Raw genomic sequence first — 12,299 nt, forward strand, 5'->3', positions numbered from 1 at the left:
GTTTCCAACCGGTGTATAACCCGGTAAGAAACCGACAAATATGCTTAATTTTTGCCTGATTCTTGAAGCACTCAGGCAGTCCCTCTTGATTGGTGGTTACGATGCGTCTGTCGCGGTATTTTTTGCCTATTCTGAAGGAAAACCCCAAGGAGGCGGAAATCGTCTCCCACAGGCTGATGCTGCGCTCGGGCATGATCCGTCAACAGTCGGCCGGCATCTATTCCTGGCTGCCGATCGGTCTGAAGGTTCTCAACAAGGTCTGCGATATCATTCGTGAAGAGCAGAACCGCGCGGGCGCCAATGAAATCCTGATGCCGACCATCCAGTCCGCAGACCTGTGGCGCGAAAGCGGTCGCTACGATGCCTATGGCAAGGAAATGCTGCGCATTCAGGACCGTCAGGAGCGCGATATGCTCTTTGGTCCGACCAATGAGGAAATGGTCACCGACATTTTCCGCTCCTATGTGCGCTCCTACAAGGATCTGCCGCTCAATCTCTACCACATCCAGTGGAAGTTCCGCGACGAAGTGCGCCCGCGTTTCGGCGTCATGCGTTCGCGCGAATTTCTGATGAAGGACGCCTATTCGTTCGACCTCGATTATGAGGGCGCGAAAATGGCTTACTACCGCATGTTCGTGTCTTATCTGCGCACTTTTGCACGTGTTGGCCTGCAGGCCATCCCGATGCGCGCCGATACGGGACCGATTGGCGGCGACCTCAGCCACGAATTCATCATTCTGGCCGAAACCGGCGAAAGCCAGGTTTTCTGCGACAAGGCCTATCTCGATCTGGCCGTGCCGGGCGCGGACACCGATTTCCGCAACGATGCGCAGCTGACCGATATCGTCAATCGCTGGACGACGCCTTATGCGGCAACCGACGAAATGCACGACGAGGCCGACTGGTCCAAGGTGAAGCCGGAAGAACAGGTCTCGGCACGTGGCATCGAAGTGGGGCACATCTTCCATTTCGGCACGAAATATTCCGAACCGATGGGCGCGAAAGTGCAGGGCCCGGATGGCAAGGAACATCTGGTTTCCATGGGTTCCTACGGCATCGGTCCGTCGCGCCTTGTTGCGGCAGCCATTGAAGCCTTCCACGACGATGCGGGCATCATCTGGCCGAAAGCCATCGCGCCGTTCGGTGCCGGTATCGTCAACATGAAGCCGGGCGACGAAGGCTGCGACGCTGTAAGCGAGAAGATCTACGAAGCGCTGACCAATGCAGGCGTCGATCCTCTGCTGGACGACACGGATGACCGTCCGGGTGCAAAGTTCGCCACGATGGACCTGATCGGCCTGCCGACGCAGGTGATCGTTGGCCCGCGTGGCGTTGCCGCCGGTGAAGTCGAGATCAAGGATCGCAAGACCGGTGAACGCCAGAGCCTGAGCGTTGAAGCTGCGATCAATCTGTTGACGGCAGAAGCATGAGCAGCGCGGCGGCAGCAAAATCCGGGGATCAGGCAAAGGCAGCTCAAAAGGCTCCAAAGTCAGGTCCATTCTCGGCTTTCGAACGGATGATCGCTTGGCGATATCTGCGCGCGCGCCGCCGCGAGACTTTTATCTCGGTCATTGCCGGTTTTTCGTTCACCGGCATCATGCTGGGCGTGGCGACCCTCATCATCGTCATGGCGGTGATGAACGGTTTCCGTGCCGAGCTTCTTTCGCGAATTCTCGGTATCAATGGCCATCTCATCATGCAGCCGATTGACCGTCCGCTGGATGATTATGCCGATCTCATCAAGCGGATCGACGGTATTTCCGGCATCAGGTTCGCCATTCCCGTGGTGGAAGGGCAGGCGCTCGTCCAGGGGAATATCGGCGCAGGAACGGGTGCACTGGTGCGCGGTCTTCGTGAAGAGGATCTCGACAAGCTCAAGCTCGTTTCAGGCAATATTCGCCAGGGCACGCTTCAGGGCTTCGATCAGGGCGGCGGCGTCGCCATCGGAACCCGCATGGCCGAAAATCTCGGCCTTTCAATCGGCGATACGCTACGGGTGATTTCGCCGGATGGCGATGTGACCCCGTTCGGCGTCAATCCGCGCGTGAAGGCCTATCCGATTGTCGCGATCTTCGAGATCGGCATGTCGGAATACGACTCGTCGATTGTCATGATGCCGCTGTCCGAGGCGCAGCTTTTCTTCAATCAGGAAGGCAAGGTGCAATCGCTTGAAATCTTTGTCGATAATCCCGACAAGGTGGATGCGATGCGCGCGCCGGTGGAAGAGGCAGCGGGACGTCAGCTCTCGCTTGTCGACTGGCGCCAGCGCAATCAGACTTTCTTCTCGGCGCTGGAAGTCGAGCGCAATGTCATGTTCATGATCCTGACGCTGATCGTGCTCGTGGCGGCGCTGAACATCATTTCCGGCCTTATCATGCTGGTGAAGGACAAGGGGCACGATATCGCAATCCTGCGAACCATGGGCGCAACCCGTGGCGCCGTAATGCGCATATTCCTGATGACGGGTGCTGCCATCGGCGTCACCGGCACCATAGCCGGTGTTGTTCTGGGCGTTGTCGTCTGCCTCAATGTCGAGCGCCTGCGGGAGTTCTTCTCGTGGCTCTCGGGAACCACGCTCTTCAACCCGGAACTTTACTTCCTGAGCCAGTTGCCTGCGAAGATGGACCCCGGCGAAACGATTTCCGTTATCGTCATGGCTCTGGTGCTTTCGTTCATTGCCACCATTTTCCCGGCCTGGCGCGCTGCCAAGCTCGATCCGGTCGAAGCATTGAGGTACGAATAAATGGCGGCTGAAATCATCATGCGGCTGGAGCGTGTCGGCCGCGCCTATAAGGAAGCCGACCGCGAACTGGTCATTCTGAAGGATGCCGATTTCACACTTCGTCGTGGCGAAATGGTTGCGCTTGTCGCGCCATCGGGCGCGGGCAAGTCGACATTGCTGCACACGGCAGGCCTGCTGGAGCGTCCCGACAACGGAGACGTTTTCTTGGACGGGCGTTCCTGCAGCAAATTGTCCGATGATGAGCGCACGGCTGTGCGCCGCAACGACGTCGGTTTCGTTTATCAGTTCCACCATCTTCTGCCGGAATTTTCCGCGCTGGAGAATGTGATGATGCCGCAGATGATCCGCGGCCTGTCCAGGAAGGCCGCAGCAGAGCGTGCGCAGCAGCTTCTTGAATATATGAAGATCGGCAAGCGCGCTTCGCATCGCCCGTCGGAACTTTCCGGCGGCGAGCAACAGCGCGTTGCTATTGCCCGCGCCGTTGCCAACGCGCCGCTTGTTCTTCTGGCGGATGAACCGACCGGCAACCTCGATCCAACGACATCGTCTTACGTCTTCGGAGCTCTTGAGGCCCTCGTGCGTCAGTCGGGGCTTGCGGCTCTGATCGCGACCCATAATCACGAACTCGCCCGCCGCATGGACCGGCGCGTCACGCTGAAGGACGGCAAGGTCGTCGATCTGTAAGCCTTTCAGGTCACAGTAGCACCTCATCCTGAGGAGCCGCCACAGGTGGCGTCTCGAAGGGCGAGGTGCGGTTCCGCTGCCTGCGCGTTCCGGTTTGCTCGAACAGGACCTCTGCTCCACCCATTTGTTCTGACGTGCGTTTGATCGGGCGGTATAGGCTTGCAGGACCATATTCCCGTACAAGTGTCTTGGCGTTCGGGGTGGTCTTGGAAGCGCTCCCAGCACCTCATCCTGAGGAGCCGCCACAGGTGGCGTCTCGAAGGGCGAGGTGCGTCTCCGCCTGAATATGGCGCTTTCGTTCCCCGCTCACGCAGCCAGCGTCTGCGGTTGTATATTCACTATTCGTAAACCCTAAAATGAATGACGGGCTAGAACGGGTGTTGACTTTGGAACAAAAATAGAACAAAAAATAAACATACGTGAACACAGAGGAGTTTCCAACATGACCGATCTCGTCCACGACGTTCTGTCTTTCATTTCGGTAAGCCTGTTTATTGCAACTTTCGCCATCTGGGTGAGTGCGATCTGAAGGAAATAGAGCATGTCTCCCAAAAGTGGGAACCGATTTTGGGATATAGACATGCGTGAAAACAATAGGGCATTTCCGATGACCCCGGAAAAATTGGAGATGCTCTGGCTGGTTCTTGTGAACCCGCTGCAAGGTGGCGATAGTCTTACTGGACATCGCCATATCATTCCCCGAAACTGATGCTATCAGGCGACAGAGTCGCCAGCCGCGATGGGCCATGCGTGTGGCCCATCTTGCAAGCAATGTGCTATCAGGCGGCTACTGCATCGGCCCGAAAATCGGAATCGGTTTTCGGAAAGCGTGATGCTTGGATTTAGAGCGCCGGATGTATGTCCATCCGGGCGGCTCAGCAGATGATCGGGGTCGATGGAATGAGTGACGTAGCAGCAGGTAATGCAGCAAAAGACGGTGCTTTGACGCCACGTTTTGTGCACCTGCGGGTACACTCGGCCTATTCCTTGCTGGAAGGCGCATTGCCGCTCGGCAAGATCATCAAACAGGCGATTGCCGACGAGGCGCCGGCTATCGCAGTCACCGACACCAATAATCTGTTCGGTGCGCTTGAATTTGCGCAGAAGGCATCGAAAGACGGGCTGCAACCCATCATCGGTTGTCAGGTCGATATCGCCTTCGGCGATCACAATGATAATGGCCGCAGCGTCAATCGCCGTGTCGCGCTGGACCTCGCTCCAGTTGTGCTGCTGGCTGCAACGGAAGAGGGCTATGCGAATATCGTGCGGCTCGTCAGTCGCGCGTTTCTGGAAACACCGGCAGGTGATCCGGTGCATGTCGAAGCAAGCTGGCTGCCACCATTGTCGAAAGACGTCATTGTTCTTTCCGGCGGCGCATTGGGACCAATCGGTCGCGCTTTTGCCGCCGACCGTCCCGACAGGGCAGAGGCGCGACTTGCTTTCCTGCGTGAAGCGTTTGGTGACCGGCTTTATGTCGAATTGCAGCGTCAGGCAGGTTACGACCGTGCGCTGGAAGCAAAGACCGTCGCGCTTGCCTATGAGATGGATCTGCCTCTGGTGGCCACCAACGAGGCTTTCTTTCTCAAGGCGGAAGATTTCGAAGCTCACGATGCGCTTCTTGCCATCGCGGAAGGCCAGATTCTCTCAAACGATGATCGCCGCCGCCTGACGCCGGACCATCACATGAAAAGCCGTGCGGAAATGGCTGCGCTTTTTGCCGATCTGCCGGAAGCGCTCGACAACACCGTCGAAATTGCAGAGCGTTGCAGTTGGTACACGCAGACCCGTGCACCGATCCTGCCACGGTTTACCGGCGAATCCGATGATGCGGAGGCCGCCGTTCAGGAGGAAGCCGACGAGCTGGCGCGGCAGGCCCGCGAAGGCCTGAAGATGCGCCTGGAGACCGTCGGTCTCGCAGAAGGCTATACGACGGAGCAATATGCCGAACGTCTTGAATACGAGATCGGCATCATCACCCGCATGAAGTTCCCGGGCTACTTCCTGATCGTTGCGGACTTTATCAAATGGGCGAAAGCCCATGGCATTCCGGTCGGGCCGGGCCGTGGCTCGGGTGCCGGTTCGCTCGTCGCCTATGCGCTGACGATTACCGACGTCGATCCTTTGCGGTTCTCGCTGCTTTTCGAACGCTTCCTCAACCCGGATCGCGTTTCGATGCCCGACTTCGATATCGACTTCTGTCAGGACCGCCGTGAAGAGGTGATCCGCTATGTGCAGGGAAAGTACGGGCGGGATCAGGTAGCCCAGATCATCACATTCGGAACCCTGCAGGCACGCGCTGTGCTGCGCGATGTCGGTCGCGTTCTGGAAATGCCTTACGGTCAGGTCGATCGTCTCTGCAAGCTGGTGCCGCAAAACCCGGCCAATCCAGTGTCACTGGCACAAGCCATCGACACAGAACCGAAGATCAATGAGGAACGTGAGAAAGAGCCGGTGGTCGGACGGCTGCTGGATATGGCTCTCAAGCTTGAAGGGCTTTACCGCCACGCCTCGACCCATGCCGCCGGTATCGTGATCGGTGACCGTCCGCTGTCGGAACTGGTCCCGATGTATCGCGATCCGCGTTCCGACATGCCTGTCACCCAGTTCAACATGAAATGGGTCGAGCAGGCGGGACTGGTCAAGTTCGATTTTCTTGGTCTCAAGACGCTGACCGTTCTTGAAACGGCGGTCAAACTGGTAGCGCGCAAGGGCGTTGAGATTGACCTATCCCATGTGCCGCTCGACGACGAACTGACCTATGAGATGTTGTCGCGCGGCGAAACCGTCGGCGTGTTCCAGGTGGAAAGTGCGGGTATGCGCAAGGCGCTGCTCGGTATGCGCCCGGACCGGATCGAAGATATCATCGCGCTTGTGGCGCTTTATCGTCCTGGTCCGATGGAGAACATCCCGACCTATAATGCGCGCAAGAACGGTGAGGAGGAGATTGCCTCCATTCACCCGAAGATCGATCACCTGATCAAGGAAACGCAGGGCGTTATCGTCTATCAGGAACAGGTGATGCAGATCGCACAGGTGCTTTCCGGCTATTCGCTCGGGGAAGCTGACCTTTTGCGTCGCGCCATGGGCAAGAAGATCCGCGAGGAAATGGACAAGCAGCGCGTCCGCTTCGTGGATGGCGCGATTGAGGGCGGTGTCGACAAGGCGCAGGCCAACATGATCTTCGATCTGCTGGCCAAGTTCGCTGACTACGGCTTCAACAAGTCGCACGCCGCAGCCTATGCCATCGTGTCCTACCAGACGGCCTATATGAAGGCCCACTATCCAGTCGAGTTCATCGCGGCGTCGATGACCTACGATATGTCGAACACCGACAAGCTCAACGATTTCCGCCGCGAGGCGAACCGTTTGGGCATTGAGGTCGTGCCGCCTTCGGTGATGACGTCCTTCCGTCCGTTTGAAGTCGGCGAAAAGCAGATTTTCTATTCGCTTGCCGCCATCAAGGGCGTCGGCGAGGCCGCCGTCGATCATATTGTCGATGTGCGCGCCGAGAAACCTTTTGAAAGCCTTGAGGATTTCTGCGAGCGGGTCGATCCGCGCATCGTCAACCGGCGCGTGCTGGAAAGTCTCATCAATGCCGGTGCGATGGATTGTTTCGGTCGTGAGCGCCCGGCCATGAGTGCGGGCATGGACCGCATCATGGGCTTTGCCCAGCGCACGCAGGAAAATGCCGCAAGCGGTCAGTCCGATATTTTTGGTTTGTCAGGCGCTCCGAAGGAAACGCTTATCCTGCCGCAGGCGGCTCCCTGGCTGCCATCGGAAATGCTGCATCGGGAGTTTCAGGCGGTCGGCTTCTATCTGTCAGCCCACCCGCTCGATGAATATCGCGATGTGCTGAACCGCATGCGTGTTCAAAGCTGGGCAGATTTTTCAGCAGCTGTGAAACGCGGCGCCAATGCCGGTCGTCTGGCGGGCACCGTGACTGCTCGGCAGGAACGCAAGACACGCACCGGCAACAAGATGGGCATTGTGCAACTGTCCGATGCCAGCGGCCAGTTCGAAGCGGTGCTGTTTTCAGAAGGGCTGGCGCAATATCGCGACCTTCTGGAGAGCGGCAAGTCGGTGGTGATCACGGTTCAGGCGGAAAATCGCCCCGAAGGTATCGGCTTGCGCATCCAGACGGTCCAGTCGCTCGAAGACGAGGCCTGCCGTATGCAGAAGGCGTTGCGGCTTTACCTGCGCTCGGCCGATGCGGTTCGTCATATCGCACCGCATTTCAACACGCGCGGCGACGGGCAGGTGAGCCTCATCGTCATCAAGGATAACGGCCAGCGTGAAGTCGAGATCGAGCTGCCGCATCGCTATCGCGTCAGCCCGCAGATCGCCAGCGCCATGAAAGCCATTCAGGGCGTCGTGGACGTGGAACTGGTGTGAGTGAGAGCGCATCCCGAAAAGTGTGAAACGGTTATCGGAAAAGATGCGGCTCCAATTAAGGCAAAGCGGCAGTAAACCCGTTTTGCGTTCAGTTTGCGCGAAAAACCGGTGGTGATGTGCGTATTTCACCACCGATTTTGCGGCGAACGCCTGTCGAAAACATGGCGTTTTTGTGATTGGCATCAGTAGGCGGCTGTGAAACGCTTGCGAATGTGCTGGCTTTTTTCAGCTTCATCCAGAATGGCGACGGCCAGATCAGCAACTGAAATCTTGCTTTCACCCTTGTCATCGAACACCGGTTCGTCGTCGCCGAGACGATACTTTCCGGTGCGTTCGCCCGGCTGAAGAATGATCGCCGGTGACACGAATGACCATTCCAGTTCTTTCTCACCGCGCAGGTCGTCGAGTGCCTGACGGGCGCCGAGCGCGCCTTCCTTCCATTCGGCAGGGAATTCCGGCGAGTCGACCAACTGGTTACCATTGATCGAAAGGCTACCTGCGCCGCCGACTGCTATAAGACGCTTGATGCCTGCTTTTTTGGTGGCTTCCGTGATGGAATGGCTGCCGTTGATGTGCTTTTCGCGGATGTCCTTGTCGCCCCAGCCCGCATTGTAGGCGGAAATCACGATGTCATGCCCTGCAAGCTGCTTTGCAAGCGCGTCGGTATCCAACACGTCGGCCTTTACCGCCGTCACATCAGGCAGTTTTTCGACTTTCTCCGGATGACGAACGAGTGCGGTAACTTCGTCGCCGCGTGCAACAGCTTCCTTGAGGATTGCAGCGCCTACGAAACCCGTTGCGCCGATCAGTGCGATCTTGGTCATGGCATTCTCCTTTTTTCGACCTTCTCGTATCAAACGAATTAAGGTATGATTCATAATCAGGTTATTTCTGATAACTACATATGTGGTGCCATCATGCTTGTGAAGAACGCACTTTTACATGAGCAGGATACACCAAAGTAACCGCTTCAAAGGCAAGTGTTCAGAGATGCTCCGGTCGAAGCGGAACGATGAAGCTGCTCTAACTATTTGTTTTTACGTGTGTTATGACGCATGACTGATGCGTAATCTGGTGAAACTCTCTAACTTAACCGATGGAGAAAACGCCGGTCTGCCAACCGGTTTTTGTGGAGAAAAAGATGACAATACCGACACGCCCTGACGGGAAAACCCCTTTGCTTTCGTCGACACCTGCCTTCGAAAACGATGGTGACGGTTCTTGCCCGATACGTGAAGTGCTGGATCGGGTTGGCGACACGTGGAGCATTCTCGTCATTTTCAATCTTCAGGAAGGCTCGATGCGTTTCAATGCGTTGCGACGGACCATTGAGGGTATTTCACAGCGCATGCTGACCGTTACGCTACGATCGCTGGAGCGGGATGGCCTCGTGTCTCGACGTGTGCGCCCGACTTCTCCGCCTGAAGTGGAGTATTCGCTGACTGAACTTGGACATTCTCTTGCTGTGCCTATCGACGTGCTGGGGCAATGGGCCGTCAGGAACCGCGATTTTCTTCGCGACGCCCGCTCACGTTTTGATGGAAGCGTTGAATAAAAAGGAACCGGCCTTGGTCCGTTTGCGTTTGTCTTTCAAACAGGAGAAGTCTGATGCCCGCGAAATCCCAGGCCCAACAGAAAGCCGCTGGCGCTGCGCTTGCTGCCAAACGCGGTGAAATCAAGAAAAGCGAACTCTTCGGTGCGTCGAAGGAAATGTATGAATCGATGACCGAGAAAGAACTGGAGGAATTTGCCGAAACAAAGCGCAAAGGCTTGCCGGAACACGTAGATGACAAGAAAAAACACTGAATAGAATTGGCGAGCGCCGTCGGGCACTCGCCGCGTTGGCCAGATGGTTACTTGCCAGATTTGTTCGGAGCCAGCTCGATTGCTTTCAGCTTGCCATCGGTAATGCCGCAGCGCAGCGTGACGCTATCCCATTTTGTTGATGCGCCTTTGGTGCGTGCTTCACCGGGAACCGAGATGACAGCCGAAACCTTGCGTGGGTCGCTGGTGCTGAATTTCGCAGACTTATCATTGGTTTCTGCCGAAGAGATATCATCTTTGGTGAAGCCGAGACGATCATATTTTTTACTTTTCTTGACGTAATCATAAGCGCTGGCAACGCAATCCGCGACCTGTGGAGCCGCTTGCTGATCCTTCACGAGTGTCTGATAGTTGCCCGTAAAATCCTTCGATCTTTTCGGGACGGAATCTGCATTCGCGGCGGTGGTGAAGCCCAGTGCTAAAATTGCAGAAATTATAAACTTGGTCGATTTCATGCCCATGTCCTTCTGGAAACCCGTCGCTCGGTGGCGGGCGGCGGAATTGAATCGATAATGAAATAGAGATTACAGACGCGATTCTGATTTTTTTATGAATTTCCAACGGTTACGACGATATCTTATTGGCAGATGCGCGCAAGACAGGATTTGCCGTGGCAGCCTTGGTCGAGATGCATGTTGGTGCGATGTGCGGCATCACCGTCCGGGCCGATTACTGTCATGAAAAGCTTGCAGCTCGCGCTATGCACGGCGCGCCAGAAAGCCTTCTCCTTGTTGGTGCCGTTCCAGCCGCTTTCCAGTTCCGTCTTGCTGCCATCCGAAAACTTGAACGACATGATGTCGAGCGCGTTGGCAAAGGCGTGTTCGGAAACGCGTCCTGTGGACGCGCCGTTGACCTTCCGGCACTGGTAGTCCGAGCCGGTGCCGATTTCAGCGATTTTCGAATCCGGTCCATAAACATCTTTGGCTGCCTTGGTCACCTCGCTGCTCCACTGCGCCAGCGTGACTGCCATTGCGCAATTTGTGGTGACGGCATTGGCAAATTTCAAAGGGGCGTCCTTGCCAATGGCGGTCAGTGACAACGGAGAGTGAGCGCCGCATTGCTCGCCATTCTTGATCGGAGGCAGCAGCTTGCCCTCTACTTCTCCGGCTATCAGCGCCGGGCAGGATACCTGATAGACGCGCTCGTCCTTTTCCGCCTTTGGCTGTTGATCGGGACCGGGTTTCGCTTCTTGCGGTTTTTCGTCCATCGGCTTCGGATTATCAGCCGGTTTTGGCGGGGCTGCCTGGGTCGGGGTTGTAGGAGCAGGCTTGGCCAGCGGTTGATTTTCGGGTTCTGCCTCCGGCTTTTCCGTTGGAATGGGTGGAGTTTCCGGTTCTGCCCCCTTGGTTGCTGTATTTTCCGGGCGAGGGGCAGGCGTCGGAACGGGTATCATGGGAGCAGGTTTGGTTTCGGCTTTTGCCTGAGCGCTTTCAGATTGCGTTGCCGTTTGCTGTTTCGAAGCCGGTTTCTTTTGGCTGCGCTTTACCGCCGGGCGTTTGCGATGCTGTTTTGCCTTTTGGGCGTCCTGTTTCAGGATGCGTTCGATGAAAGTTTGCGCCTGTGCTTGATCGGAATCGATGCCGGAAAAACACGGCATCGCAACAAGGCCCAAGGCAATCAGAGCGGTGAATGCACCCTTGCCGGGCAGGAAAAAAGACAAAACCATTGATGCCTCATGAATTGCGGATCCGTCATGACTAATGATGAAACAGGCGATGGCGTTCCTTCACGCTTGATGGCAGGTCGTAGCAAATGGTAGGAAACACCTTCAGCGGTCCGGTTTTTCAGGCTTTTTCGACTGCTTGAGCTTGACAAGATAACAGCTGCATGACTAAAAGCCGCCCATCGCTGGCGCGTTCTCGCACCGGCGTTTCATTTGACGTGTCCCGTGGATGAAGATTGCGCTCGCGCGCTTCATCCTGTCAGTCCTCTCAAACGGAGGGCAGAGGAGGGCGCGTTTCCTCCAGCGCCTCCGGGCGCTATAACCTTTTGAAGGAAATGCGATGAGCAAGCGCGAATCCGCTAAGTACAAAATTGATCGCCGTCTTGGCGAAAACATCTGGGGCCGTCCGAAGTCCCCTGTAAACCGCCGTGAATATGGCCCGGGCCAGCACGGCCAGCGCCGCAAGGGCAAGCTGTCGGACTTCGGTGTACAGCTCCGCGCAAAGCAGAAGCTCAAGGGCTTCTACGGCGATATCTCCGAAAAGCAGTTCCGCAAGACCTACGAAGAAGCCGCTCGCCGCAAGGGCGACACCGGTGAAAACCTGATCGGTCTGCTGGAATCGCGTCTTGACGCAGTTGTGTATCGCGCCAAGTTCGTTCCGACGATCTTTGCTGCCCGCCAGTTCATCAATCACGGCCACGTGAATGTGAATGGTCGCCGCGTCAACGTTCAGTCCTACCGCCTGAAGACCGGTGACGTTGTTGAAGTTCGCGAAAAGTCGAAGCAGCTGGTTATCGTTCTCGAAGCTGTTCAGCTCGCAGAACGTGATGTTCCGGATTACATCGAAGTAGACCACAACAAGCTGGTTGCGACGTACTCCCGCGTTCCGACCCTGACGGATGTGCCTTACGCTGTCCAGATGGAACCGAACCTGGTCGTCGAATTCTATTCGCGTTAATTCCAGGCGCGCTCTGGCGCGCTGGATATATGCCG

At 56.6% G+C, this 12,299-nt stretch carries 10 protein-coding genes; 7 read left to right on the forward strand and 3 right to left on the reverse strand.

The features are described 5' to 3' along the window. Positions 1 to 101: 101 nt before the first annotated feature. The 4 genes from proS to dnaE all read left to right on the forward strand — a co-directional run bounded on the left by proS (position 102) and on the right by dnaE (position 7,819). Positions 102 to 1,430, forward strand: coding sequence for a proline--tRNA ligase (proS, locus tag FG152_RS07025; protein ID WP_036583674.1), 1,329 nt, complete (start codon positions 102 to 104; stop codon positions 1,428 to 1,430). After that, positions 1,427 to 2,743: a lipoprotein-releasing ABC transporter permease subunit gene (locus tag FG152_RS07030; protein ID WP_010661188.1), complete on the forward strand. Its 1,317-nt coding sequence runs from the start codon at positions 1,427 to 1,429 to the stop codon at positions 2,741 to 2,743. The genes proS and FG152_RS07030 overlap by 4 nt, the downstream gene beginning before the upstream one ends. Continuing rightward, positions 2,744 to 3,427: an ABC transporter ATP-binding protein gene (locus FG152_RS07035; RefSeq protein WP_010661189.1), complete on the forward strand. Its 684-nt coding sequence runs from the start codon at positions 2,744 to 2,746 to the stop codon at positions 3,425 to 3,427. A gap of 900 nt (positions 3,428 to 4,327) precedes the next feature. Continuing rightward, a complete protein-coding gene (gene dnaE / locus FG152_RS07040; RefSeq protein ID WP_036586904.1) occupies positions 4,328 to 7,819 on the forward strand; it encodes a DNA polymerase III subunit alpha in 3,492 nt (1,163 codons plus the stop codon). Positions 7,820 to 8,001: 182 nt separating this feature from the next. On the opposite strand, the gene FG152_RS07045 is transcribed toward dnaE, so the two are convergent. After that, the gene (locus FG152_RS07045) at positions 8,002 to 8,643 is read right to left on the reverse strand and encodes an NAD(P)-dependent oxidoreductase (protein ID WP_498985608.1); all 642 of its coding nucleotides are present in this window, start codon (positions 8,641 to 8,643) and stop codon (positions 8,002 to 8,004) included. Positions 8,644 to 8,960: 317 nt separating this feature from the next. Between FG152_RS07045 and FG152_RS07050 the strand changes: the two genes are divergently transcribed. Beyond that, positions 8,961 to 9,374 (forward strand): winged helix-turn-helix transcriptional regulator, encoded by a 414-nt coding sequence (locus FG152_RS07050; protein ID WP_029925014.1) that lies wholly within the window; start codon positions 8,961 to 8,963, stop codon positions 9,372 to 9,374. 53 nt (positions 9,375 to 9,427) lie between these two features. Then, positions 9,428 to 9,625: a DUF3008 family protein gene (locus tag FG152_RS07055; protein WP_029925012.1), complete on the forward strand. Its 198-nt coding sequence runs from the start codon at positions 9,428 to 9,430 to the stop codon at positions 9,623 to 9,625. Positions 9,626 to 9,672: 47 nt separating this feature from the next. Here the strand turns inward: FG152_RS07055 and bspC are convergent, their stop codons facing one another. Together bspC and FG152_RS07065 are read right to left on the reverse strand one after the other, a co-directional pair. Continuing rightward, complete coding sequence (bspC, locus tag FG152_RS07060; protein ID WP_010661194.1) at positions 9,673 to 10,098, reverse strand: type IV secretion system effector BspC; 426 nt, start codon at positions 10,096 to 10,098, stop codon at positions 9,673 to 9,675. 122 nt (positions 10,099 to 10,220) lie between these two features. Beyond that, positions 10,221 to 11,240, reverse strand: coding sequence for an extensin family protein (locus FG152_RS07065; RefSeq protein WP_247644262.1), 1,020 nt, complete (start codon positions 11,238 to 11,240; stop codon positions 10,221 to 10,223). Between the two features lie 406 nt (positions 11,241 to 11,646). Here FG152_RS07065 and rpsD point away from each other — a divergent pair, with 406 nt between their 5' ends. Next, positions 11,647 to 12,264 carry a 30S ribosomal protein S4 gene (gene rpsD, locus FG152_RS07070; RefSeq protein WP_010661196.1) on the forward strand — a complete coding sequence of 206 codons (618 nt, stop codon included), beginning with the start codon at positions 11,647 to 11,649 and terminating at the stop codon, positions 12,262 to 12,264. The last annotated feature ends 35 nt before the right edge of the window (positions 12,265 to 12,299 follow it).

This window comes from Ochrobactrum sp. XJ1 (assembly GCF_024701725.1).
Taxonomy (GTDB): Bacteria; Pseudomonadota; Alphaproteobacteria; order Rhizobiales; family Rhizobiaceae; genus Brucella; species Brucella anthropi.